Below are 25,233 nucleotides of genomic sequence, written 5' to 3'. Positions count from 1 at the left end.
GTCAATCCTTCCTTGCATAATAAAGCTTGGCATGGCGGCGCGGATTCGGTTCTGTCATGGTGCCGGGAGGGAGGCGAAAAGAAACGAACGGGCGCACGACCCGCCTTTCTCCGAACGCACAAGCAGCGCAAATGTTCCAGGCAAACTTGAGCGATCCAAGGTTATGTGGAACATAGGGGAACAGACGCATAAGGAAAACCCCCATGAATTCCCCCGCCGGTTTCCAAGACAACCCCGACGTGTTTTTGCGCAGGCTTTTCGATGTCGCCGTGGCCGCCGCTGATCCGATGAAACAGCTTGCGCGATATCTGCCGGAGCCGCCGAAGGGCCGCACGGTCGTGGTCGGGGCCGGCAAGGGATCGGCGCGCATGGCGGAGGCGCTGGAGGCCTGCTGGGAAGGGCCGCTCGAAGGCGTCGTTGTTACCCGCTACGGCCATGAAGCGCCCTGCAAGCATATCGAAATTCTCTCGGCATCCCATCCGGTGCCGGACGAAGCCGGCGAGAAGGCGGCGAAACGCATCCTGGAAACCGTTTCGGACCTGACGGAGGACGATCTGGTGATCGTACTGATCTCCGGGGGCGGTTCGGCGCTGCTGTCGCTGCCGCCGGAAGGCGTGACGCTCGCGGACAAGATCGCCGTCAACAAGGCGCTGTTGCGCTGCGGGGCGGCGATCGATGAGGTCAATTGCGTGCGCAAGCATCTTTCGGCGATCAAGGGCGGCAGGCTGGCCGCCGCGATCCACCCGGCGCGATGCCATACGCTGCTGATTTCCGACGTGCCGGGCGACGATCCGGCGATCATCGCCTCGGGCCCGACGGTCGGCGAGACCACTTCGGTCGAGGATGCAAAGGCGATCCTGAAGCGCTACGCCATCGATCTGCCCGACCATGTCGCCCGCCACCTCGACACCGAGGCGGCGCGCTGCGTGGCGCCCGACGATCCGCGACTGGCACGGGCGGAGAACCACATTATCGCGACGCCGTTCATGTCGCTGGAGGCGGCCGCCGACACAGCCCGTGAAGCCGGGCTCGACGTGCTGGTGCTTGGCGACACGATCGAGGGGGAGGCCAAGGATGTCGGCATCGTCCATGCCGGGATCGCGGGCTCCGTCGTCCATCACGGTGTGCCGGCCAAACGACCCGCGATCATCCTCTCCGGGGGCGAAACCAGCGTGACCGTGAAGGGAGAGGGAAGGGGCGGCCGCAATGTCGAATTCCTGCTCTCGCTTGCAATCGAACTCAACGGGCTTGATGGCGTCCACGCCCTTGCCGGCGATACCGATGGCGTCGATGGCCGCGAAGAGGTGGCCGGCGCCGTGATCGGACCGGACACGCTCGAACGCGCGCGATCGCTTGGGCTCGATGCCCGCGCGGCGCTCGCCGACAATGACGGCCACGGCTTTTTCGAGGCGCTCGGCGATCAGGTCATCACCGGCCCGACGCTGACCAATGTCAACGATTTCCGGGCAATTCTGATCCTCTGAATTGCAACCCGCATTGCGGAACCGGCGCGCTTTCCAAGCGCCGGCGGCGCGTGCGCGCGAAATCGCGGCGCGGCCGGCTGAATGTTCGCTCCATTTTACGCTTTGGTAACCATATTCGCACATTTTTTGCGAGAGCCCGCGCGGCGAATCCCGCGATGCGCGTCCGGCATCTGGTTGGTTGAAGTGGATTACCAATGCGTCGTTTTGTAACCGGTCTTGCAGGCCTCTGCGTTCTCGCGCTCGCCTCCTGCGCCTCCAACGGGGAGCGCGATACCACGATCCTCAAGACCGCGCTGCTGCCGGCACCTGCCCGCGTTCTTTCCGAGGCGCCAAACGCCATTGAGGTCATCACCACGGGTTCGATCGGGGAGATCATGCCGATAGAGGAAGCGCCGCTGCAGCTTGGTTCCATTCATTCGCGCATTGTTGACGGGGCCGATCGCGGCGCGCAGGTCATGACCATCAGCCTCGGCGAGGACGGCCGCCCGGAACGCCATCCGCTGGCGGGCCGCACGATCTATCTGGACGAGACCCGCGATATCACGCTGGCGCCGCTCGAAGTGGTGCTGACTTTCGACGACGGCCCGGTGCCCGGCCGCACCAATGTGGTGCTGGACGCGCTTGATGCTTACGGCGTCAAGGGTCTGTTCTTCATGGTCGGCCAGATGGCGCATTATTATCCCGAGACGGCGGCGATGGTCTCCGCAGCCGGTCACACGATCGCCACCCACACATATTCGCACCCCTATCTGCCCGCGCTTGGCCATGACGCGGCCATCGCCAATATCGACAAGGGCAGGGCTGTCGTGGAAGAGACGACCGGGATGACGCCGCGCTTCTTCCGCTTTCCCTATCTTGCCGAAAACGAATGGCTTGACCGTGCGCTTGCAAGCCGCGGCCTGATCCCGATCGGCGCCGATGTCGATTCCCTCGACTACCGCGAGGCGACCACTGAGCAACTTGTGGAGCGGGTGATGCACGGGCTCGAGGCCCGCGGCGGCGGCATCGTGCTGATGCATGATCTGCAGGGTCGCACGGCGCGCGCCATCGGCCCGCTGCTCGCGCGGCTGGAAGAGGGCGGCTACAAGGTGGTGCAGCTCAAATACGGCGCGCCGCCGCTAAAGGACGACACGCTGATGGCGCGGCTTGAGACAAATCCCCGGCGATAGTTTCCCTCGAACGAGTACCGCAACGGCGCTCAACCGCCTTGAAATGCATGTTTGCGCGGTCTAGAACCGCCTCGGCCCGCCAGAGGCGCCGACATTCCGGATGGCGCGCGGCCAGCAAGCTCCGAGGGAGGCATCATGAGCCATCGTAAACTCTTTCTTCTGCCCGGCGACGGCATCGGCCCGGAAATCACCGAGGAATTCGTCAAGGTCATCAGCCTTTTGAACGACAAGGCCAGCGCGGGTTTTGAAATCGAGCGCGGGCTTGTCGGCGGCGCGGCCTATGATGCCCATGGCAAGGCGATCTCGGACGACGACATGGCGCGGGCGATGGCGGCTGATGCGGTGATGTTCGCCGCCGTCGGCGGTCCGAAATGGGACAATGTCGCCTATGACGTGCGCCCGGAAGCAGGCCTGCTGCGCCTGCGCAAGGATCTGGAACTGTTCGCCAATCTGCGCCCGGCGATCTGCTATGCGGCCCTTGCCGCCTCGTCCTCGCTGAAGCCAGAACTGGTGGAAGGCCTCGATATCCTGATCGTGCGCGAGCTCACCGGCGGCGTCTATTTCGGCGAACCGAAGGAAATCATCGACCTCGGCAATGGCCAGCAGCGCGCGATCGATACCCAGGTCTATGACACCTACGAGATCGAGCGCATCGCCGCCGTCGCTTTTGAGCTGGCGCGCACCCGCGACAATCGCGTCTGCTCGATGGAAAAGCGCAATGTGATGAAGTCCGGCCTGTTCTGGAACCAGGTCGTGACGCGCGTTCACAAGGAGAAGTTCCCCGACGTCGAACTGACGCACATGCTCGCCGATGCCGGCGGCATGCAGCTCGTGCGCGCGCCGAAGCAGTTTGACGTGATCGTCACCGACAACTTGTTCGGCGACATGCTCTCGGATGTGGCCGCGATGCTGACCGGCTCGCTTGGCATGCTGCCCTCCGCCTCGCTCGGCGCGGAAGATGCCGTCACCGGCAAGCGCAAGGCGATGTATGAGCCTGTTCATGGCTCCGCGCCCGATATCGCCGGACAGGGCGTCGCCAATCCGCTCGCCATGCTCGCCTCGTTCGCCATGTGCCTGCGCTATTCGTTCAACATGATCGAAGAGGCGGAAGCGCTTGACGCCGCGATCGCCAAGGTGCTCGACGACGGGCTGCGCACCGGCGACATCATGGCGCCCGGCTGCCGCAAGGTCGGCACCAGCGAAATGGGCGACGCCGTGGTCGCCGCCTTCGCCGCCAAGCTCGGCGTTTGAAGATCAAGGCCGGCGGCGGGGTTTATAACCGCCGCCGCCGCGCTATCTTGTCGGGATGAACGAGACCCGACGATTCCTCCCACAATCCGGTATCCGCATGCCGCCGCTTTTCTGGAAGCGGCGCGTTGCGCACGAGACCTTCCGCCTTTCCGCGACCTGCTGGCCGTGGTTCCTGCTGCCTGCAGCGACACTGGCGCTGCTATCCATGGCGACGCTTGACGGCCCTGTGGCCTCGGCGCGCGACGCCATGTCATCGCGGTTTCAGGATTTTGCCGCGCGGCTGACCGATGTCACCACCGCGCCGTGGATCCTCGGAGCATGCGCGACCGTGACGCTTCTTGCCCTTGCGGCGGCGGCGCTTCTTGCCAGTCCGCGGGCAAAATTCCGCGCGGCGCTGGTGGTGCATCAGGGTTTTTATCTGTTCTGTTCCGTCGCGCTCGCAAGTTCCACCGTCAATGTCGTCAAGCGCCTGATCGGCCGGGCGCGGCCGACGCTGTTCGATACCGTCGGCGACCTGCATTTCAATGTCGGCGTCTGGGCCTATGATTACGCAAGCTTCCCCTCCGGCCACTCTACGACGTCGGGCGCGATCTTCGCCGGGCTGGCGCTGCTCTATCCAAGGCTCGGGCCGTTCTTCGCCGCCTTCGCCATCTTCTTCGGCTTCGCCCGCATCGCCGTCGGCGCGCATTATCCGAGCGATGTCTCGGCGGGGCTGTTCTACGGCGCCTGGATTTCGGTGCTCGTGGCTTGCGTCTTCGCCCGCTACCGGCTGCTGTTTGCGGTGCCGGAGAGGGGCCTGCCGGTGCGTCGGCCGCGTCCGCGCCTGCGCGACCGATTGCGGTCGTAATCTTCCTGTTATGTGGAAAAGTTAGTTGCTTTTGCGAAGCCGGGTCGGCTGCGGGCGTTGATGCCGCTGTCCAGCTCGTCTAACATCCGCCTGGCCGGTTGGGATGCCGGTTCGAATATTCGGAGGGGCGATGACCGTGCGCTACCGCTGGTTCAGCCAGCGCAGAAAACTCAAGGACCAGAAGTGGCCGTGCACGCATTGGCGCGGTTTCATGGTGGGCGTGGCGGGTCTTCTGTTCGTCGCCTTCGCGATCCTCGATTATCCCGTCGGGCTGATGGCCCGCGATCTCTCCGGTCCGATCAGGGAATATGGCGAGTTCGTCACCCATTTCGGCCAGTCGGAGTGGATATTGATCACCAGCGCGCTCGTCTTCGCGCTCGGCATGACGGCGGCCGGCGCGGCGGATGATGCGGACCGGCGCACCCGCGCCAAGGGCGTTTTCCTGGCGCAGGCGGCAAGTTTCGTGTTCGCCGCGGTCGCGCTTTCCGGCCTGGCCGTCAATCTCCTGAAGGGCATTATCGGCAGGCCACGGCCGAACATGCTGGTCTATTACGACCTGAGCCCGTTCGCCTTCGACCCCATGAGCTTTGCCGGGCAGTATTCGAGTTTCCCGTCCGGACACGCCACCACGGTTGCCGCGATCTTCACGGCGGCGGCGTTTTTCCTGCCGCGCCACCGCATCCTGTTCTTCAGCCTTGCGGTCTGCATAGCGATGAGCCGCATCATCGTCGGCGCGCATTATCCGAGCGATGTCATCGCCGGGCTTGCCTTCGGAAGCTGGTTTACATATCTGACCGCGATCATCTTTTCGCGCTATCGCATGGTGTTCAGCATCGATCCGCAGGGCTGGCCAGTGCCGCGCAACGGCTTTTCCGCTCTGAAGCCGGAATTTATGCGCAAGCACCCGCACCATGCCGTGCCCCAAACAGACCTTGACTTGACCACGCAAAAGGGTCATTAGCCTTCGCGGTAGAAGGAAAAGCCGAATATGCCGCTCTTCGCGCGTCACATTGCTGCTGATATCACCCTGGCGCCCCGCGCCGGCGGCCGGATATCGCCTTCCCGCAGTTTCATGAAAACAGCCAAGAAAACGACGACGAAAACCGTCTGACGTTCCTGGCCTACCGCTCTCTCCCCGGTGACGCCGGGGACGGGAAGATGCCGTTTCGGCCGCTCTTCCACTCCCGCGATTTTCGAGGAGAGAAACGAAAGAGAGCTTATCATCATGGGTTTCAAGATTGCAGTCGTGGGCGCCACCGGCAATGTCGGGCGCGAAATGCTGTCCATCCTCGAAGAACGCGGCTTTCCCGCCGATGAGGTGGTGGCGCTCGCCTCCAGCCGTTCCGTCGGCACGGAGGTTTCCTACGGCGACAAGACGCTGAAGGTGAAGAACCTCGAAAACCATGACTTCTCCGACACCGATATCTGCCTGATGTCGGCCGGCGGCACGATCTCGCAGAAGTGGTCGCCGAAGATCGGCGCGGCCGGCTGCGTCGTCATCGACAATTCGTCGGCCTGGCGCTACGACGCCGACGTGCCGCTGATCGTGCCGGAGGTCAACCCGGATGCGATCGAGGGCTTCCGCAAGCGCAACATCATCGCCAATCCGAACTGCTCGACCGCCCAGCTCGTCGTCGCGCTGAAGCCGCTGCACGACCGCGCGACGATCAAGCGGCTGGTGGTCTCGACCTATCAGTCCGTTTCGGGCGCCGGCAAGGAGGGCATGGACGAGCTCTTCAACCAGACCCGCGCCGTCTTCGTCGCCGATCCGATCGAGAGCAAGAAGTTCACCAAGCGCATCGCCTTCAACGTGATCCCGCACATCGACAGCTTCATGGAAGACGGCTACACCAAGGAAGAATGGAAGGTGCTGGCCGAGACCAAGAAGATGCTCGACCCGAAGATCAAGGTCACCTGCACCGCCGTGCGCGTGCCGGTGTTCATCGGCCATTCGGAATCGGTCAATATCGAGTTCGAAAAGGAAATCACCGCCGAGGAGGCCCGCGACATCCTGCGCGAGGCGCCGGGCTGCCAGGTGATCGACAAGCATGAGGACGGCGGCTATATCACCCCGGTCGAATGCGCCGGCGAGGATTCCACCTTCATCTCGCGCATCCGCGAGGACGCGACGGTGGAGAACGGGCTGGCCATGTGGGTTGTTTCCGACAACCTGCGCAAGGGCGCGGCGCTGAACGCGATCCAGATCGCGGAGCTGCTGGTGGAGCGCAATCTGGTCAAGCCGCGCGCGATGGCGTGAGGCCTCACGGATGAACTGCAAACGGCGCCGGGATACCCCGACGCCGTTTGTGTTTTGAGGGACGGCCAGCGCGCCTTTCGGATTTCGGCATGCTCTGCCCCGCGCCTTTCGACCGCCGATCAGCCTTTCTTCAGGTCCGCGAGAACCTCGGCAGTATGCTGGCCGAGCGTTGGCGGCGGCCGTACGGGGCAGCGTTCGCCGTCGATGCGCCACGGCGGGGCGGTGAAGGCGACGTCTTCTCCTTGCGGGTTTCGGTACGTGACCACCATCTCGGATGCCGCAGTGCGCGGGTGCGTCAGGGCTTCGTAAAGGCCCAGGACCTCGCCGCATGGAATGCCGGCCGCCGAGAGGTTCTTCAGCAGGTCCGCGCGGTTGTGCTTGCGCAGTTCGCGCTCCAATTCCGGGATCAGCGCATCACGGTGCTGCGAACGCAGGATATTCGTGGCATAGCGTGGATCATCGGCCATATCCGCGCGTCCGAGCGCATCATTGCACAACGACCTGAACTGTCGGTTGTTGCCGACCGCGATGACAAGCGGTCCGTCGGCCGCGTCGAAAACGCCATAGGGCACGATCGAGGGATGCGCGTTGCCGTAGCGCGGCGGGTCGGATTTCATCACCAGGGCATCGAGCCCGTAATAGGCGCTGAGCGTAACGCCGCAATCATAAAGCGAGAGATCAATGCGGCGACCCTGGCCCGTCCGTTGCACCTGCACCAGTGCCGCGAGTATCGCCTGGGCCGCATACATGCCGGTAAACATGTCGACGACCGCGACGCCGAATTTCAGCGGCGGACGCCCGGCCTCGCCATTGATCGCCATCAAGCCGCTTTCGCCCTGGACCACCAAGTCGTATCCCGAACGCTTCGCCTCGTTGCCGGACCGGTCATAGCCGGCGATCGAGCAATAGATGATCCGGGGATTGATCTTCAGCAGGTCCTCGAACCCAAGGACAAAGCGCTCCATCCCGCCCTGCTTGAAATTTTCCACGACGACATCGGCATCTGCGACCAGCGCGCGCGCCGCCTCGACCATGTCCGGATCGGAGAGATCGAGCGCGACGGAGCGCTTGTTGCGGTTGAAGGCGTAGTAATAGGTCGTCTCGGTTTCGCCGAGGCGGAGCCCCCAGTCGCGCGTGTCGTCGCCGCGCTCGGGATGCTCGATCTTGATGACATCGGCCCCGAGGTCGCCGAGAACCTGGGTGCTCAACGGGCCGGCGAGCACCCGTGAAAAATCGACAACCTTTATTCCTTCCAGGGGTAGAGCCGGCATTTCAAGACCTCCGATTGACGCATTGGCCGTCAGCTATTGACTTATTTACCGTCTAGCCGGAAATAAATTCGAATGGCTGACTTGTCAAACACGCGCTTTACGTGTTGTGACAAGAAAAAGGGGGAGGTAGCAATGGAAAAACCGTCGAATACCTGTCAGCACTCGGGCAGGGGCGACAGCCGCCATCTGCAGGCCCGGGGCAACGGCACGGGAAGATGAGCCAGTACCTGCCTCACGGTTTAAGGCTTCTGGTCATCTTCACGGTTGGCGCCGCGGGCGCCTGCGGCGCGATTGCCGCCGGGATGCCCCTGCCCTGGATGCTCGGGCCGCTTTTTGCGGCGGCAGCAGTGGCGATGGCGAAGCCGAGGGTCTTGGGCGCGATACCGGTGATGCCGACCCCGCTGCGCAATGTCTTCATTCCCATCATCGGCCTCATGATCGGTTCGCAGGTCACGCCCCAGACGATCATGAACATGGGAAAATGGTGGCCGTCGCTGCTTCTTGTCATTCCGTTCGCGCTTGTGACGCAGATGATCAGCTACATGCTTTTGAAGCGGTTTGGCGGCTATGATCGCGCCACGGCCTTCTTCGCCTCCTCGCCCGGCGGCGTCGTGGAGGCGGTGATCATCAGCGAGCGTTTCAATGGCGATCCGACGCTGACGGTGGTGCAGCATCTGGCGCGGATTTCCCTTGCGGTCACCATCATTCCGCTGCTCTTGACCGTCTATGTCGGCCATCCCGTCGGCAGCGCGAGCGGAGCCGGCATGCCGGACGCGGTGAACCCGATCGGCGTGCTGGATACCCTGCTGATGGCCGCAGCGGCCTTCGTTGGCGCCTATGTCGCCCGCAAGATCCACCTGCCGGCAGCCAACATGATCGGTCCGATGATCGCGAGCGCGGCGCTCCATTCGACCGGCCTCACATTCGCCCTGATCCCGACATCGCTCGTCCAGGTCACCCAGCTCGTCATCGGCGCCAGCCTTGGCGGCCGGTTCGCGGCGGTCGACATGCGCACGCTCTACAAGTCGGCGATGCTGTCGCTTCCACTGATCGTCGTTTCCCTGACGGTTGCCGCGGCGGCGGGCCTGACGGTTTCGATGCTCGGATATAATTCCGTGGTCGTCGGATTCATTTCCTTCGCGCCGGGCGGCGTGACGGAAATGGGCCTGATCGCGGTTTCAATCGATGCCGACCCGGTCTACGTCGCCTGCCACCATATCGTCCGCATATTCACGGCCGTCCTGTTCCTGCCCCTGATCTACCGTTTCGTGATTGCGCGAAGATCCAATATTCACGATTTCAAAGGGAGCGGATGACTTTTCTAAAGGTCAGAGAAACCCGGCGCGATCTTTCGATTCTATTCCCTCCAACCATATCTGATTTTCGAGCTGGGATTTCGTGGGTCCATGCATAGCGAGCGGTATCCTTCATGATGATCACCGACCGAGGTTCAAGCAACGTGGCAAGCTTTGTGCCCGTGCGCTTTTCTCGGAAAACCATTTCGCACTGGGAAAGCAAACTTAGCGAAATAATCGTATCATCGAAACACGGTTCGCAATCAACATGCGCGCTGATCCCCTGCCCAGGCAGGTATTCATTCGCAATAACCTGATCCGGCGGCTCATCGAAATAACCAGCAGCCACCAGACGACTTCCCAGATATTGAAGCCAGTGGGGCAATTCCCCCATATAGGCATCCGACGTAACAGCACGCGCTTTGTAGTTGTAGCGATATCCAAAATGCTGAACACGGCGCCTAAGCTCGCTACTCCAAACGCCGGCGTCGAGCCGTTTTCCAAACTCGTCCTCTTCGGCCTGCGAAATAAAGTCGGCAGCATAGCGAGCGCCCGGTGGCAGACGTGATCCTGTCTTGTTCAACGCAGCATCCATTTTCGCCCCACTCGCCTTTTCCGATCGAATACATAAGTAACGCACTCTATTTCCGAGGTTGCTACACTTGTGCCGTCATCTTTCGTTTTGACGTGGGCATACCCAGGATAATCAGAAAAATAGAAGGGATAAGCAACGGGAATTTCGTACGCGGTACGGCGGAATGACAGATACTTTGCCGTTCCGGATCAAACTATATCTCGACGAGTAGCAAGAGGCAGACTAAACTGCATGTAGCTTAAAAATCAAAGAGTATTGGTAGCGGAGGAGGGATTTGAACCCCCGACACAAGGATTATGATTCCTCTGCTCTAACCTACTGAGCTACTCCGCCAACCTGATCACCGTCGGAGGGTGACAAGCGGTCCGGCGCTTTGCGCGGGACGGGGCGTTATTAGGGCCTGCGGCAGGGGGTGTCAAGCGTCAAGGGCGGGATTTCCGATCGGTTTGCGGACGACATTTTCGCGCCCGGCGCGCCACGTCGATCCGGCGCGGCGATGCCGGCATATTCTTTGCTCGAAATCTCCGGCGAAAAGGCCTATATGGGCCGGACGAAGGAGCTCATATGGCGATTGAAAACAAAAGCGAGGACTGGCAGGGGCGCTATTCGCCCAGTCTCGAGAGCGTGGAATCGCTGGCGATCGAGGCCTATGCCAGATTGCCCGAGGCGTTTCGGGCGCTGACCGGCGACCTCGTGATCGAGATTGCCGATTTTCCGAGCGACGAGATCTTCGAGGACATGGCGCTCGAAACCCCGTTCGATCTGCTCGGCCTGTTCGAGGGGCGCGGCGTTTCGGAGCGCTTCACCATGGAAACCGGCGAGATGGTGAACCGGATCACGCTCTATCGCCGGCCGATCCTCGATTACTGGGCAGAAAACGAGGAAACGCTCGGCGATATCGTGAGCCATGTGCTGATCCACGAGATCGGCCATCATTTCGGCCTGTCGGATGACGATATGGAGCGGATCGAGGCAAGCGTCGATGACGACGCGGACGACGCCCGGCGCTGAGCGCCGGACGCTGTCTCATCAATCCGGGCGGATGAAATCGCCGGTCTTGTTGTCCATCACCCACAATTCGCCCGATGAAATGTCGAACCAGGCGCCGTAGAGCTTCAGCTTGCCCTGTTTCTCGGCCTCCTTCACATTCGGGAAGGAGCGCAGATTGGCGAGCGAGTTGCGGATCGAAATCCGCTCCAGCGCGGTCTGGCGCTCGCCTTCCGTCATGATCGAGTTGGAATTGATCTGGGCGGCTGCGGGCTTCAGCAGATTGGTCCACTTGCCGATGAAATCGCCCGGCGACAGCGGATCGGCGTTCGGCGAAAGCGCTGCATGAATGCCGCCGCAGCGGCCGTGGCCGAGCACCACGATATTCTTGACCTTCAGCCCCTCGACCGCGAATTCAAGGGCGGCGGACGTGCCGTGATACTGGCCGTCCGGCTCATAGGGCGGCACCATATTGGCGACATTGCGCACCACGAAAAGCTCGCCCGGGCTGGCATCGAAGATCATTTCGGGGGCCGCGCGGGAATCGCAACAGGCGATGAACAGGGTCTGCGGCTTCTGCCCTTCCTCGGCGAGCTGGCGATAGCGGGCGCGCTCCTCGACATAGCGTCCGGACATGAAGTTCTTGTAGCCGTCGAGAAGGGGTTTCGGGAAAGAGTCCGTCATTCTGCCGTCCTTATTTTTGGGCGCTGTGCCAGCGCGTCAGTTTCTTTTACGTCGCCGGGCGGGATGCATCAATTGACGAAGGCCAACTTTTGCAAAAGGCGCCCTCAGGCTTTGCGCGTCCTTTTCCGGCATCAACTCGTCCGCGCCTTCGCGCACCGCGCGGGTCAGGGTCTCGAATACGGAGGCGGTGGATTTTTCAAGCGCCTCTGCCGGCGGCTTTCCGGCAAGCCTTGCGGCCAGAAACAGCGCGGAAAACAGGTCGCCGAGCCCGTTCGGCGGGTTGTCGACGCGCTGATGCTCGGCAAGTAGCGCCTGCCTGCGATCGACGAACAGCGCCGCGACGCCCTGCTTCAGCATGGAATGCGCCGAGGTGACCACGACTTCCGCCGGCCCGAGTGCAAGTGCTGCATCGATTGCGGCCGTATTGTCTTCAAGCGTGCGCCCTGAAAGCCAGGCGAGTTCGAATCGGTTGGGCGTCGCGATATCGGCGAGCGGCAGAAGCCGGTCGCGGATTGCGCGGGCGGTGTCTTCGCCGACATAAAGCCCGCCCTCATCGCCGATCACGGGATCGCAGAGATAGATCAGGTCGGGATTTTCGGCGCGCAGGTTTTCCACCAGTTGCGCGATTGCATCGGCCTGCGCCGCGCTGGCGAGATAGCCGCTGATGACGGCGCGAACCTCTCCGCGCCAGCGGCTTGCGCCGAGTTCTCCGAGTGCCGTCGCGAAAGCCTCGCCTTCAAATTGCAGCCTTGTCGCCCGCCCGTGTCCCGGGTGCCAGGGCAGCACGACGGTGGGCACGGACCATGTATTGTAACCAAGAGTTTCCAGTGCAAACACGATGGCGCGGTTGCCAATCTTACCGCGCATGACGTAGCTTGAAATCGCGATAACGGCGCCGTCGGGCATGTCGAATGTCATAGTGGGCCCCGTTGATGCCTGGGCTGAATGCAACCGGAACGATAAGGCGGCGAAATTGTTTTGTCATTCGCCTCAATTACGCTCTAAATCGCCTATTGGAGCAGGCTGTCAAGCGGCTGTCATGGCCGCGGCGTTAAACGGTATACCAATGGTGCGGAAAATCGCCCAAAATAGCGGCTCGATCCGCTGACATAAAATAAGCTGGAGGAAACATGGACACCAAAGCCGACCAGAAGCGCAAGTCCCTGATGCAGCAGGCCGAGCGCCTCGCCAGGGAGGCCAACAAGGCTTACATCAACCCGGCTTTCATGTTCGACCATGCCAGTCCCGAGGATCTGGAGCGCTACACGCCCGAAGCGATTGCGGCCGCCGCCTACCACGCGGCCGACGAGATCGCGGCCTATGACGGCGGCGACGCGCGGGTCACGATCGGCGCTGTCGAAGGCATCGCGCCGGAGGGCATCGCAACCGACGTGATCACCGTCACCGACCGCAACATGCCGTTCATCTATGATTCGGTTATGGCGGAGATCGCGGAATTCACCAATGATTTCATGCTGGCCGTCCACCCGATTCTGGTCGTCACCCCTGGACAGGCGCCGGTGGCGTTTTCATCCGATGTCGAGCATGCCGAAGACGACCGCATCAGCCATGTCCAGGTCCATGTCCGCCAGCTCGCGCCGGAAACGCGCGCGCGGCTGAAGGCGCAGCTCGAATATATCCTGAACCATGTTCGTCTGGCAGTCGCCGGCTGGCCGGAAATGCTCGCCAAGCTCGAAACCGCGATGAACGAAATCAAAACCCGCGCCCCGGCTGCCGTCGCGGATGCGCGGGAGGAGGCGCTTGCCTTTCTCGCCTGGCTGCGCGATGGCAACTTCACCTTCCTCGGCATGCGCGAGCTTGTCTATCTCAAGGATGCGGACGGCGCGCGGGTCGAGCATGTGCCGGACGCGGCGATCGGCATCCTCTCCGATCCGGAAATGCGGGTGCTGCGGCGCGGCCCCAATCCCGTGGTCTCGACGCCGGAAATCATCGGCTTTCTGGAAAGCCCGAAACTGCTTCTGGTGACCAAGGCCAACACCACCTCCACGGTCCATCGCCGCGCCTATATGGATTATATCGGCGTCAAGCGTTTCGGTGAAAATGGCGAGGTGGTCGGCGAGCTCAGGATCGTCGGCCTGTTCACCTTCACCGCCTATACCCAGTCGGCGGTGCGCATACCGCTCTTGCGCGCCAAGATCGCGGATGTCACGCGCCGCTTCGGGTACGAGCCGAAGAGCCATGCGGGCCGGATGCTGCAGAACATTCTGGAATCCTATCCGCGCGACGAACTGTTCCAGGCTCCGGTGCCGCTGCTTGCCGATTTTTGCGAGCAGATCATGGCGATCGCCGACCGGCCGCGCATCCGGGTGCTGAGCCGGATCGACAATTTCGACCGCTTCGTATCCGTGCTCGTCTATGTGCCGCGTAACCTTTACGATTCCCGCCTGCGCGAGAAGATCGGCGACTATCTCGCCAGCGTCTACAAGGGCCGGGTGTCCGCCTATTATCCGTCGTTTCCCGAGGGGCGTTCGGCGCGGGTGCATTTCATCATCGGCCGTCGCAGCCTGGACAAGACGCCGGACGTGCCGCAGGCCGAACTCGAGGCCGAGGTCACAAGACTTGCCGCCGACTGGACGGAGCGGTTCAAGGAACTGGCCGGTCCCGGCGCGCCGGAGATCGAGGCAAATGAGGCCTATCACGAGGCCTTCTCCCCCGACGAGGCCTATGCCGATCTCGGGCTGATCGGTGACGCGGCCAAGAAAGGCATGCGCATCGATTTCTACCGCGACCGGCATGAGGAAGAGGCGGAGGTGCTCCGTCTCAAGATATTCCACGGCGGCTCCCATGTGCCGTTGTCGCGCCGCGTGCCGCTTCTGGAAAATCTCGGCTTTTCCGTGGTCTCGGAGCGGACCTTCGAACTGGAATATGCCGAGAGCGGTGCTGCCAGCACCGAGGTTGTCCTCCACGACATGGAACTGCTGGTCGAAAGCGATGTCGATCTGGAGGCCGATGGCGACCGGCTTGAGGAAGCCTTCGTCGACGCCTTCCAGGGCGCGATCAGCAATGACAGCTTCAACCGGCTGGTTCTGCTGGCGCGGCTCAGCGGGCGTCAGGCCAACGTGTTGCGCGCCTATGCGCAATATCTGCGCCAGGCCGGCGTCAACTATACCGGCGATTACATCGCCCATTCGCTCTGCCAGTATCCGGTGATCGCGCGGGCCCTATTTTCCATGTTCGAGACCGCCTTTGATCCGGCGCTGTCCGATGACGCCCGCAGCGACGGCATGAAAAGCGCGCGCGGCACGATCACGGAAGGGCTGGAAGGCGTGCCGAATATCGATGACGACCGCATTCTGCGGCTGTTCGTCAAGCTGATCGACGCGACGCTCAGGACCAATTATTTCCAGACCGACGAGAATGGCGCGCTGCGGCCCAACCTCGCCTTCAAATTCGCCTCGCAGTCGCTTGCCATCCTGCCGCAGCCGCGGCCGTTCCGTGAAGTCTATCTCTATGGCCCGCAGGTAGAAGGCGTGCATCTGCGCTTCGGCAAGGTCGCGCGCGGCGGGCTCAGATGGTCGGATCGCGGCCAGGACTACCGCACCGAGGTGCTGGGGCTGGTCAAGGCCCAGCAGGTGAAGAACGCCGTGATCGTGCCGGTCGGCGCCAAGGGCGGCTTCTACCCGAAGAACCTGCCGGTCGGCGGCAGCCGCGAGGAGGTGTTCAACGCCGGCCGCGAGGCCTACAAAAGCTATATCCGCACCCTTCTGTCGATAACCGACAACATCATCGACGGCGAGGTGGTGCCGCCGAAGGACACGGTGCGCGCCGATGAGGATGATCCCTATTTCGTCGTCGCCGCCGACAAGGGCACAGCGACCTTCTCCGATACCGCCAACGCGCTGGCGCAGGAGGCGGGCTTCTGGCTCGACGATGCCTTCGCCTCCGGCGGTTCGGCGGGCTACGACCACAAGAAGATGGGCATTACCGCGCGCGGCGCCTGGGAGGCGGTGAAGCGGCATTTCCGCGAGATGAACATCGACATCCAGACCACGCCGTTTACCGTGGCGGGCGTCGGCGATATGTCGGGCGACGTGTTCGGCAACGGCATGCTGCTGTCGGAACAGATCCGGCTGGTGGCCGCCTTCGACCACCGCGATATCTTCATCGACCCCGATCCCGATCCGGCGACGGGTTTTGCCGAGCGCAAGCGGCTGTTCGACCTGCCGCGTTCGAGCTGGCAGGATTATGACCGGGAGAAGCTGTCTGCGGGCGGCATGATCATCTCCCGCAACGAGAAATCGGTCCGGCTGACGCCCGAGGCGGCCGCCGCGATCGGTCTCAAGGCGGAAGAGTATTCGCCGTTCGATGTGATGACCGCGATCCTCAAGAGCGAGGTCGATCTGCTCTGGTTCGGCGGCATCGGCACCTATATCAAGGCCGCCGGCGAGACCAATGCCGAGGTCGGCGATCGCGGCAATGACGCGATCCGCATCAATGCCAACGAGCTTCGCGTCAAGGTGATCGGCGAGGGCGCCAATCTCGGCGTCACCCAGAAGGGCCGCATCGCCTTCGGGCTGAAGGGCGGGCGCTGCAATTCCGACGCCATCGACAATTCCGCCGGCGTCAACTGCTCCGACGTCGAGGTCAACATCAAGATCGCGCTGGCCTCCGCCATGCGCGCCGGACGGCTTTCGCGCGAGGACCGCGATCATCTGCTGGCGGAAATGACCGAGGCGGTGGCCGAAATCGTGCTAGAAAACAACTATCTCCAGACGCTGGCGATCTCGCTCAGCACCCGCGAGGGGCTGCAGAGCCTGCTGTCGCTGTCGCGGATGATGGACGTGCTGGAGCGCGAGGGTCATCTCGACCGCGCCGTGGAAATGCTGCCGGACGAGGAGGCGCTGAAAACGCGGCGCCAGGCCGATCAGGCGATGACGCGGGCCGAAACCGGCGTGCTGCTCTCCTATGGCAAGATCGTGCTGTTCGACCAGATCCTGGAAAGCGATCTGCCGGACGATCCCTATATGGAGCCGGTGCTCTACGGCTATTTCCCGGAGCGCATGCGCAAGGCATTCTCCGACGATATTGCCGGCCATCGCCTGCGCCGCGAGATCATCTCCACCGGTCTTGCCAATGACGTAATCAATCGCGGCGGTCCGGAATTCGTGATCAATGCCTGCGATATGACGGCTGCGACGCCGGCCGAGGTGGTCAAGGCCGCGGTCATCGCCCGTGACGGTTTCGCGATGGAGGATGTCTGGCAGGCCGTCCATGCGCTGGACGGCACGATCGATGGCGATGTCCAGAACGCGATCTATGCGCAGCTTCGCTATCTGTTCCGGATTTTGACGCATCTGTTGCTGCGCAACGGCCTTGCCGAGGGCGATATCGCCGGTTCAGTCAAGAAGCTGCGCGATGCCTTCTCGCTGTTCGAGGCGGATATCGAGGGCCTGCTGCCGGAGGCGCGGGCCGAGTGGCTGGCGGACCAGGAGGCCGGCTGGCTGCAGGCCGGCGTGCCGGAGGCGCTGTCGCGGCGGCTCGCGCATCATCTGGCCATGATGTTCGTGCCGGAGGCGCTGCAGATCGCAAGCCGCAGCGGTCACAGCCTGGAAAAGGCCGCCAGGGCCTATTTCGAGGTGACGCGGATGTTCTACGTCTCGCCGCTCTTGTCGGCGGCAGCCCGGATGAGCCCGACCGACTTCTACGATTCGCTGGCGCTAGCCCGCTCCATGGACCAGATCTCCGCAAGCCGCCGCGATCTTGCGGCCAACGCGCTGATCGGCCATGGTGAGGCGGAAGAACCCGTCGAGGCCTGGCGCGAGGCGCATGCCCAGCGGGTGCTGCAGGTCACCGACCAGCTCTCGCGGCTTGCCGCCTCCGGCGATCCGACGATCGCCAAGACGACGGTGGCGGCCGGTCTTCTGGGCGACCTCGCGCGCGATCTCGTCTGACAGCTTGCACAATGCCTGCCGTCATTCTATCGGGTAGGGGGCAGGCGTGAATAAGGGGCGACGGGGTGACACTGGCTGAAGGCGAGGCGGACGAACGCGCGGCGGGCCGGTCGGGCATCCTTGGCTGGATGTTTTTCGACTGGGCGGCGCAGCCCTTCTTCACGGTGATCATCACCTTCATCTTCGGCCCCTATTTCGTGGCTTCGCTCGGTCCGGACAAGGTCGCGGGCCAGACGGCCTGGGCGAATGCGGCGACCGTGGCCGGCGTCGTGATCGCGCTCACCGCCCCGCTGGCCGGCGCGCTGTCGGATGCGACCGGCGGCAACAAGCGCTTCATCGGCAGCCTCGCCGTGGTGCAGATCGCGGCTCTGTGCATGCTCTGGCAGGCGGCTCCGGGGAGCGGCTATTTCTGGCCGGCGGTGATGATCGTGCTCGCCACGGTGGCCGCCGAGCTCTCGGTGGTCTTCAACGACGCGATGCTCCCCCGTCTGGTCGAGCGCGGCGCGATCACCCGGATTTCCAACGACGCCTGGGGGCTCGGCTATCTCGGCGGCATGATCTTCCTCATCCTGTTCCTGCTGTTCCTGTCCGCCGATCCCGATACCGGCCTCACCATCCTCGGCAATCCGCCATTGTTTGGGCTGTCGGCCGCCGAAGGCGAGCCGGCGCGCCTTGCCGGGCCGCTTTCGGCGCTGTGGTACCTGGTGTTCCTGATGCCGATGATCCTGCTGACGCCCGATCATGTGAAGACCGGCGCGGCGGGCCGGCGGCTGAAGGGCTGGCTTGCGGACTTTTTCGCGACCCTTTTAAGCCTCAGGAAGCGTCCTGCGCTGTTCCGCTTCTTTATCGCGCGCATGCTCTATATGGACGGGCTCAACGGCCTGCTGATCCTCGGCGGCGCGTTTGCCGCCTCGATGTTCGACTGGTCGATCACCGAGATCGGCATCTACGGCATGATCCTCAACGTCGCCGCCATTTTCGGCTGCTTTTGCGCCGCCCGCCTCGGCCGTCGCGTCAGTGCAGGGCGGGTGGTGATCGTCACTCTTTCGATGCTGATTTTCGCGACCCTCGGCGTGGTGTCCACAAGCGTCGATGCCACGGCGTTCGGCCTGATGCCGCTTGCGCCGGCTGGTAACGGGCTGTTCTCGTCGGGCGCGGAAAAGGCGTTCCTGTTCTATGGCGTAGTCATCGGCCTGGCATTCGGGCCCGTGCAGGCGGGCTCGCGCGCGTTTCTGGCGCGGGCGGTGGACCGCGCTGAAGCCGGCCGCTTCTTCGGCTTGTTCTCGCTCACGGGCCGACTTACGAGCTTCATGGCGACCGCGGGCTTCGCGGCGCTGACAAGCTGGACGGGCTCGCCGAATATCGGCATGGCGAGCCTGCTCGTGTTTCTGGTCGCGGGGCTGGCGCTGTTCGTGCCGGCGGCCGTGGCGGTCAGTGACGGAAAGTCCTGACCCCGGTGAACACCATCGCCACGCCATTGGCGTTGGCGGCGTCGATCACCTCCTGATCGCGGATCGATCCGCCCGGCTGGATCACGGCGGTGGCGCCGGCCGCAACGGCCGAAAGAAGGCCGTCGGCAAACGGGAAGAAGGCCTCCGAGGCAACCGCCGAACCGCGCGTCATCGGCTCGGGCCAGCCGGCGGCCTTGGCGGCTTCCTCGGCCTTGATGCCGGCAATGCGGGCGCTGTCGATGCGGCTCATCTGGCCGGCGCCAATGCCGGCGGTCTGGCCGTCCTTGACGTAAACGATCGCGTTCGACTTGACGTGTTTGGCGATCGCGAAGGCCATCTTCATGTCCTCAAGCTCGCGGTCGGTCGGCGCGCGTTCGGTGACCACGTTGAGGGCGATCTCGTCGATCATCGCGGTATCGCGCGACTGCACCAAAAAGCCGCCGGCAACGGTCTTGAAATTCATGCCGCGGGCGCGCGGATCCGGCAGGCCGCCGGTGGTGAGCAGCCGCAGGTTCTTTTTCGCGGCGATGATTTCGCGGGCGGCTTCATCGGCATCCGGCGCGATGATCACCTCGGTGAACAGCTTGACGATTTCGGACGCCGTCTCGGCATCGAGCGTGCTGTTGAGCGCGACGATGCCGCCGAAGGCCGACTGGCTGTCGCAGGCAAGCGCCCGCTTGTAGGCTTCGGTCAGCGTCCCGGCGCGTGCCACGCCGCAGGGATTGGCATGCTTGATGATGGCGCAGGCAGGCGCCATCTCCGGCGGGAACTCCGCGACCAGTTCGAAGGCGGCGTCGGTGTCGTTGATATTGTTGTAGGAAAGCTGCTTGCCCTGATGCTGGACGGCGTTCGCCACACCCGGGCGCTTGTCGCCGGTGACGTAGAAGGCCGCCGACTGGTGCGGGTTTTCGCCGTAGCGCATCTCCTGGCGCAGCGTGCCGCCGAGCGTCATGTGGCGCGGATTTTCGATCGACAGCGCCTCGGCGAACCAGCCGGATATCGCGGCGTCATAGGCGGCGGTGCGGGCATAGGCACGGGCGGCAAGCGTCTGGCGCAGCGCATAGGGAATGGCGCCGTTGCCGGCCTCGAGCGCCGTGCGCACCTCGTCATAATCGGCCGGGTCGGTGATCACCGTGACATAGGCATGGTTCTTGGCGGCCGCGCGGATCATCGCCGGGCCGCCGATATCGATGTTTTCAACTGTGGTCGGATAATCGCCGCCGGCGGCGCGGACTTCCTCGAACGGATAGAGGTTGATGACCGCGAGATCGATGCCGGAAATGCCATGCTCGCGCATGGCCGCCTGATGCTCCTCGTCGTCCCGGATTGCCAGCAGGCCGCCATGGACATTCGGATGCAGCGTCTTGACGCGACCGTCCATGATTTCAGGGAAGCCGGTGATGGCGGAAACGTCGGTGACCTCCAGGCCGGCCTCGGCGAGCGCCTTGTGGGTGCCGCCGGTCGACAGCAGCCTGATCCCCTGAGCCGCAAGCGCGCTTGCGAATTCGACGATGCCGCTCTTGTCGGAAACCGAAAGCAGCGCGGTTTTCACGGTGACGAGATCGGGTGCGGGAATTTTCTTGGAGGCGACAGCCATGACGATGTCCTTCGGGCGGTCGCTGCGGGGGCCGCAGCGCTGAAATACGGGGATACCTGCGGCGCTTTAGCATGCTGCGCGGGAATTATAAACCGCTGCCCGAATGGCTTCTCGCTGTGTCCACTTATAAGAGATCGCCTCAGTCCAGACGTTTGAACTGCCAGGCGATGTCGGCGTGTTCGGCGATGTCGGCGGTGATCACGATCTGGTGCGAGGCCTTGGCGCCCGTGCTTGCGGCGAAGAAGACGTCGTCTTCGATTTCAGGCGCAAAGCCCGGGGCGGAAAACAGCCAGCTTTCATTGTCCGGCGCGGTCATGAAGATGGTGTCAGCATCTTCCCGCATCGTCCAGATGGCCGGATGGAGATGGAAGCGGATGGTGGCGACATGGCCATCGCGCGCAAGCGGCAGGGCGTCATGCGGGCGGCGGAACCGGTCGATGCCGGAGATCGTGCGCCCGTCCGGCGACAGCGTCAGGCTGCGTTCGCAATAGAGCCGGAAGCGCGACAGATAGCCGTCATGGCGCATGACGAGACGATCATCGCCGTGCTCGTTCTCGTCCCGCTCAACCTCGACATGGCGTAGACCGCCGAATGCGACAGGCCCCAGGAAGTTCGAACGGGAGAAGCGGATCGAGGAGTGGTCGTCGATCGTGACGGTGGAATGGGCGGCGGTGGCGCGCGCCATGCGGGCCGCATCGCCGCGCGGGGCGGCGGGAACGCCGGCATTGACGATGAAGCGATTCCTGCCGGATGACAGTTCGAAGGCGGTCGCACCGGCGTGAGCGGTCTTCGAAAGATGCGCGGAGAGCGGCTTTCCGGCATCGGCGATCAGCACGGTGCCACCGGCCTCCAGCCGCTGGAATCCGGTATGAGGCAGGGCCTTGAAGCCGGCGCTGCCGATCTCGTCATAGCGCAGAAGCGCGGAAAGCGCGGTCGAGGGCACCCGGCCCGAGCCGTTGAAAAGCGCAAGCTCGCCATCGCTGTGGCGGAAGAAATTCAGCGCCGCATAGGCCCGGTCGATGCTGGCGAGTAGGCGCTTGGGCAGCGGCTGTTCCAGATTGATATAGGTCTGCCGGAGCGGCAGCAGGCCGAGCAGAAGGCGCAGAAGCGCATCGGGGCAGCGCGAGACATGGCCGCCATCGGGCAGGATCTGGCGGGCAAGCTCGTCATCCAGCCGCTGCCGCGCCTCGGCTTTGCGCCGGTCGGAAAGATCGAGGCTGATCGAGGCCATCGCAAGCGTCATTGCTACCTGCAGCTTCAATTCGTCGCGCGCCATGCCGCGATAACGCCGGCGCAGCACGCGCTCGTGGCTGATGACGGCATCGATGAAACGGCGGTAGAAGGCGGCGTCCGCGCCCTTGAGAATGACGGTGGAGTGGCAGAGCCAGGCGTTGAGCCGGGTCGCCACCGTTTCCGTCGCAAAGCTCGGGCCCGTTCGCGTGCGGTGGCGGCGCAGGAAGCTCAGCACCGCGGCGCGGGCAAACTCGTTCGCTCTGCTGTCGCGCTGGGTCCTCAGATGCCTCAGCCAGCCGAAGCCGGACACGATCCGCTCGAAATTTGCGCTCGGCATTTCACAGGAGAACAGCGGCCGGCCCTCCGTGAGCAGCAATTCGCCGGCAAAGGCGAAGCGGCCGGAGACGATGTCCTCGCCCTCCAGCGGATCGGCGATACGCAGATCGGTGGGCGCGACAAGCAATTGCGGTGTTGCGCCGCCGGGCCAGCGCGGCAATGGCAGCGACAACGCGGCCGCCCTGGCGCGCCGGAGGGATTCCTCGGCGTACAGAAAGGCATATCGTGCGATTTCCGCGCCCGGAAAAATCAATTTCAGACCCTTTTTGTTTGTTTCGTTCGCCGGAAACCGGCGTGATCCGACCTTACGGGGTAGCGCAAGAGCCTGAACACTTGCTTAACAGGTTGTGCTTTGTCGGTTTCTGCTTACCCGTCTGTCCGCCGAAGCGCGACAGCGTAGAAGCCATCGAGGCCGGTCTTGCCGTCAAGCATGGCCGCCGGCGTGGTCCGGATCGCGCCGTGGGCGTCGAAGAACGGCGCAAGTGCGTCCGGTTTTCCGGCCGGGAAGGCCGCGCGCTCGGCAGGCGCGCCATCGGCCAGAAGCCGCTCGACGACGGCCTCGCCCTCCAGCGGATCGAGCGAACAGTTGGAGAAGATCACCATGCCGCCGGGGCGCACCAGATCGAGCGCGCGCCGCGCCATGGCATATTGCACCTCCGCCAGCTTCTCGATGTCGGAGAAATCCTTGGTCCAGAACACGTCCGGATGCCGGCGCGCAGTGCCGGTGGAAGAGCAGGGGGCGTCCAGAAGGGCGGCGTCGAAGAGCGTTTCCGGCTGGTATTCCATCATGTCGGCGGCGATCGTTTCGGCGGAAAGCTGCAAGCGGGAAAGGTTCTGCTCCAGCCGCCGGAGCCTGCTTTTGGAGCGCTCCAGCGCGGTCACCCGACCGCCCTGCATGATCAGTTGCGCGGTCTTGCCGCCGGGAGCGGCGCACAGATCAATAACGCGCTGGTCCGTGAGGTCGCCGAACAGCGTTGCGGGGATCGCGGCGGCGGCATCCTGCACCCACCATTCCCCCTCGGCAAAGCCGTCCATGCCGGAGACCGCGCCGGAGGGCGCATCGAGGCGGATTGTGCCGGTGGACAGCACCGTGCCGCCTAGCCTTGCGGCCCAGCCTTCCGGATCGGACTTGACGGAAATATCGATCGTCGGCGGCTGAAGCTGGGCGCGACCGATGGCTGCGGCCTTATCCGCGCCATAGACGGCAGTCAGCCGCTCCGCGAACCAGTCGGGAATCGGGCTCACGGTTTCGAGTTCTGCAAGGATTTTCGCCTTGCGGCGCGTCATGCCGCGCAGCACGGCGTTGACGAGACCGGCAAACCGCTTGTTGCGCGGATCGGCATTGGCCTGTTCCACGGCGATATCGACGGCGGAGTGATCGGGCACGTCGAGATAGAGGATCTGCGCGGCGGCGATTGCCAGAACATGCGACAGCGCCCGCGCGCCGCCCGGCAGCGGACGGTCGAGCAGCGAGGCAATCGCCTGGTCGATCATCGGCTTGTGGCGGAGCGTGGTCAGCACCAACGCACGAGTGAGCGCCCGGTCGGCGGGGCCGAGCGCGCGATAGGCGGCATTGCCGTGCTCGGTGTCGATCATGCCGTCGAGCGGCGTCTTGCGGTCGGCCACGGCTGCGAGGATTTTGGAGGCGGCGGCGCGGGCGGCGTAGCCGGGCTTATCGGTCGGACGGTCCTTTTTCGGGGCCGTCCGCTTCATGTCATCATTCAAGACCAGGGACCTTTGAAGGGCGGTTCATTGCCGTTGCCGGTGTTGGGAACCGACTGCGATCTGCGGGTCGCTGTAGCAGGCCGGTAGCTCTGCGTCGAGGTCTGCCCCATGCTTGCGGCCTGATCGCGCAGTGCCGCGATCCGGTTTTCGGTGTTGGGGTGGGTCGAAAACAGATTGTCCATGTTCTGGCCCGACAGCGGATTGATGATGAACATGTGGGCCGTCGCCGGGTTGCGCTCGGCGCGTTCATTGTGGATCGCCTGCGCCCCGTGATGGATTTTCTGCAGCGCGGAGGCAAGCGCCATCGGATTGCCGCAGATCTCGCCGCCGCGCCTGTCGGCCGAATATTCGCGGGTGCGGCTGATCGCCATCTGCACCAACGCCGCCGCCATCGGGGCGACGATCATCATCAGCAGAACGCCGACAATGCCGAGCGGATTGTCGCGCCCGCGCCCGAAGAAGAAGGCGAAATTGGCGAGCATCGAGATCGCGCCGGCAAGGGTCGCGGTGATCGTCATGGTCAGCGTGTCGCGGTGCTGGACGTGGGCGAGCTCATGGGCCATCACGCCCGCCAGCTCCTCGCGCGAGAGCATTTTCACGATGCCGGTCGAGGCGGCGACGGCCGCGTTTTGCGGGTTTCGCCCGGTGGCAAAGGCGTTCGGCTGCGGGCTGTCGTAGAGATAGACCTTGGGCATGGGCAGGCCGGCGCGGCCGGCAAGCTCGCGCACCATGCCGTAATATTCCGGCGCCGTGCGCTCGTCGACCTCCTGCGCGCCATACATTTTCAGCACCATGCGGTCGGAATTCCAGTAGGAGAAAACGTTCATGGCGGCGGCCACGAGGAAGGCGATCACCATGCCGCTCTGGCCGCCGAGCATATAGCCGATGCCCATGAACAGCGCCGTCATCGCGGCGAGCAGCATGGCGGTGCGAACGAAATTCATGTCCAGGTCTCCTGAAGCGACAAAGAGGAACTCTTCAGATTGTTTGAAGCTTGCCCTATAATTGGGGCATGGTTGGCCATATATCAATATTGCGGCGACGCAGGGTTTGATTGACGAGAGACGTGGCATGAAAGACGGAAACGACGGCAACAGCAACGAAAACGATATCGCCGGTCTGCCATCGGCAGCCGATCT

Annotated in this window: 19 protein-coding genes and 1 tRNA gene; 11 read left to right on the top strand and 9 right to left on the bottom strand. The window is 63.5% G+C overall.

Annotated elements, in window-relative coordinates; translation table 11 throughout:
* The first annotated feature begins 203 nt into the window (after nucleotides 1-203).
* From V6766_RS05265 to V6766_RS05235, 7 genes are all read left to right on the top strand, one after another.
* On the top strand, nucleotides 204-1,484 hold the full coding sequence (locus V6766_RS05265; RefSeq protein WP_448464305.1) for a glycerate kinase type-2 family protein: 1,281 nt from the start codon (nucleotides 204-206) through the stop codon (nucleotides 1,482-1,484).
* Nucleotides 1,485-1,678: 194 nt separating this feature from the next.
* Nucleotides 1,679-2,653, top strand: a complete 975-nt coding sequence (locus V6766_RS05260; protein ID WP_448464303.1) for a polysaccharide deacetylase family protein — start codon at nucleotides 1,679-1,681, stop codon at nucleotides 2,651-2,653.
* A 135-nt stretch (nucleotides 2,654-2,788) separates the two neighbouring features.
* A complete protein-coding gene (gene leuB / locus V6766_RS05255) occupies nucleotides 2,789-3,904 on the top strand; it encodes a 3-isopropylmalate dehydrogenase (RefSeq protein ID WP_448464301.1) in 1,116 nt (371 codons plus the stop codon).
* A 97-nt stretch (nucleotides 3,905-4,001) separates the two neighbouring features.
* Nucleotides 4,002-4,751 carry a phosphatase PAP2 family protein gene (locus V6766_RS05250; protein WP_448464299.1) on the top strand — a complete coding sequence of 250 codons (750 nt, stop codon included), beginning with the start codon at nucleotides 4,002-4,004 and terminating at the stop codon, nucleotides 4,749-4,751.
* 130 nt (nucleotides 4,752-4,881) lie between these two features.
* Complete coding sequence (locus V6766_RS05245; RefSeq protein ID WP_448464297.1) at nucleotides 4,882-5,712, top strand: phosphatase PAP2 family protein; 831 nt, start codon at nucleotides 4,882-4,884, stop codon at nucleotides 5,710-5,712.
* Between the two features lie 27 nt (nucleotides 5,713-5,739).
* Nucleotides 5,740-5,862, top strand: coding sequence for a hypothetical protein (locus V6766_RS05240; RefSeq protein WP_292055220.1), 123 nt, complete (start codon nucleotides 5,740-5,742; stop codon nucleotides 5,860-5,862).
* A gap of 114 nt (nucleotides 5,863-5,976) precedes the next feature.
* Nucleotides 5,977-7,008 carry an aspartate-semialdehyde dehydrogenase gene (locus V6766_RS05235; RefSeq protein WP_448464295.1) on the top strand — a complete coding sequence of 344 codons (1,032 nt, stop codon included), beginning with the start codon at nucleotides 5,977-5,979 and terminating at the stop codon, nucleotides 7,006-7,008.
* Between the two features lie 119 nt (nucleotides 7,009-7,127).
* Here the strand turns inward: V6766_RS05235 and V6766_RS05230 are convergent, their stop codons facing one another.
* Nucleotides 7,128-8,279, bottom strand: coding sequence for a CaiB/BaiF CoA transferase family protein (locus tag V6766_RS05230; protein ID WP_448464293.1), 1,152 nt, complete (start codon nucleotides 8,277-8,279; stop codon nucleotides 7,128-7,130).
* Between the two features lie 215 nt (nucleotides 8,280-8,494).
* Between V6766_RS05230 and V6766_RS05225 the strand changes: the two genes are divergently transcribed.
* Nucleotides 8,495-9,595 (top strand): AbrB family transcriptional regulator, encoded by a 1,101-nt coding sequence (locus V6766_RS05225; protein WP_448464291.1) that lies wholly within the window; start codon nucleotides 8,495-8,497, stop codon nucleotides 9,593-9,595.
* Here V6766_RS05225 and V6766_RS05220 read toward each other — a convergent pair.
* Nucleotides 9,579-10,157, bottom strand: a complete 579-nt coding sequence (locus V6766_RS05220; protein WP_448464289.1) for an alpha-ketoglutarate-dependent dioxygenase AlkB — start codon at nucleotides 10,155-10,157, stop codon at nucleotides 9,579-9,581. The genes V6766_RS05225 and V6766_RS05220 overlap by 17 nt on opposite strands.
* A gap of 268 nt (nucleotides 10,158-10,425) precedes the next feature.
* Nucleotides 10,426-10,502: transfer RNA gene (locus tag V6766_RS05215), tRNA-Met, on the bottom strand.
* 231 nt (nucleotides 10,503-10,733) lie between these two features.
* Between V6766_RS05215 and V6766_RS05210 the strand changes: the two genes are divergently transcribed.
* The gene (locus tag V6766_RS05210; RefSeq protein ID WP_448431452.1) at nucleotides 10,734-11,180 is read left to right on the top strand and encodes a metallopeptidase family protein; all 447 of its coding nucleotides are present in this window, start codon (nucleotides 10,734-10,736) and stop codon (nucleotides 11,178-11,180) included.
* A gap of 18 nt (nucleotides 11,181-11,198) precedes the next feature.
* Here the strand turns inward: V6766_RS05210 and V6766_RS05205 are convergent, their stop codons facing one another.
* Together V6766_RS05205 and pdxY are read right to left on the bottom strand one after the other, a co-directional pair.
* Nucleotides 11,199-11,840: a carbonic anhydrase gene (locus tag V6766_RS05205; protein WP_448464287.1), complete on the bottom strand. Its 642-nt coding sequence runs from the start codon at nucleotides 11,838-11,840 to the stop codon at nucleotides 11,199-11,201.
* Nucleotides 11,841-11,876: 36 nt separating this feature from the next.
* Nucleotides 11,877-12,758: a pyridoxal kinase PdxY gene (gene pdxY / locus V6766_RS05200; RefSeq protein WP_448464285.1), complete on the bottom strand. Its 882-nt coding sequence runs from the start codon at nucleotides 12,756-12,758 to the stop codon at nucleotides 11,877-11,879.
* Nucleotides 12,759-12,970: 212 nt separating this feature from the next.
* Here pdxY and V6766_RS05195 point away from each other — a divergent pair, with 212 nt between their 5' ends.
* Together V6766_RS05195 and V6766_RS05190 are read left to right on the top strand one after the other, a co-directional pair.
* A complete protein-coding gene (locus tag V6766_RS05195) occupies nucleotides 12,971-17,752 on the top strand; it encodes an NAD-glutamate dehydrogenase (protein WP_448464283.1) in 4,782 nt (1,593 codons plus the stop codon).
* 128 nt (nucleotides 17,753-17,880) lie between these two features.
* Complete coding sequence (locus V6766_RS05190) at nucleotides 17,881-19,203, top strand: MFS transporter (protein ID WP_448464603.1); 1,323 nt, start codon at nucleotides 17,881-17,883, stop codon at nucleotides 19,201-19,203.
* Here the strand turns inward: V6766_RS05190 and purH are convergent.
* The 4 genes from purH to htpX form a co-directional block, all read right to left on the bottom strand.
* Nucleotides 19,184-20,800, bottom strand: a complete 1,617-nt coding sequence (gene purH / locus V6766_RS05185; protein WP_448464281.1) for a bifunctional phosphoribosylaminoimidazolecarboxamide formyltransferase/IMP cyclohydrolase — start codon at nucleotides 20,798-20,800, stop codon at nucleotides 19,184-19,186. The genes V6766_RS05190 and purH overlap by 20 nt on opposite strands.
* A 139-nt stretch (nucleotides 20,801-20,939) precedes the next feature.
* The gene (locus tag V6766_RS05180) at nucleotides 20,940-22,541 is read right to left on the bottom strand and encodes a heparinase II/III family protein (protein ID WP_448464279.1); all 1,602 of its coding nucleotides are present in this window, start codon (nucleotides 22,539-22,541) and stop codon (nucleotides 20,940-20,942) included.
* A gap of 194 nt (nucleotides 22,542-22,735) precedes the next feature.
* On the bottom strand, nucleotides 22,736-24,100 hold the full coding sequence (locus tag V6766_RS05175; RefSeq protein ID WP_448464601.1) for an RsmB/NOP family class I SAM-dependent RNA methyltransferase: 1,365 nt from the start codon (nucleotides 24,098-24,100) through the stop codon (nucleotides 22,736-22,738).
* Complete coding sequence (gene htpX, locus V6766_RS05170; protein WP_448464277.1) at nucleotides 24,091-25,038, bottom strand: zinc metalloprotease HtpX; 948 nt, start codon at nucleotides 25,036-25,038, stop codon at nucleotides 24,091-24,093. Before htpX ends, V6766_RS05175 begins: the two co-directional genes overlap by 10 nt.
* Between the last annotated feature and the right edge of the window lie 195 nt (nucleotides 25,039-25,233).

The sequence above is a fragment of the Martelella sp. AMO21009 genome, from assembly GCF_053484295.1.
The sequence above is the reverse complement of the archived record's forward strand: the minus strand, read 5'-3'. Positions and strand labels throughout refer to the sequence as shown.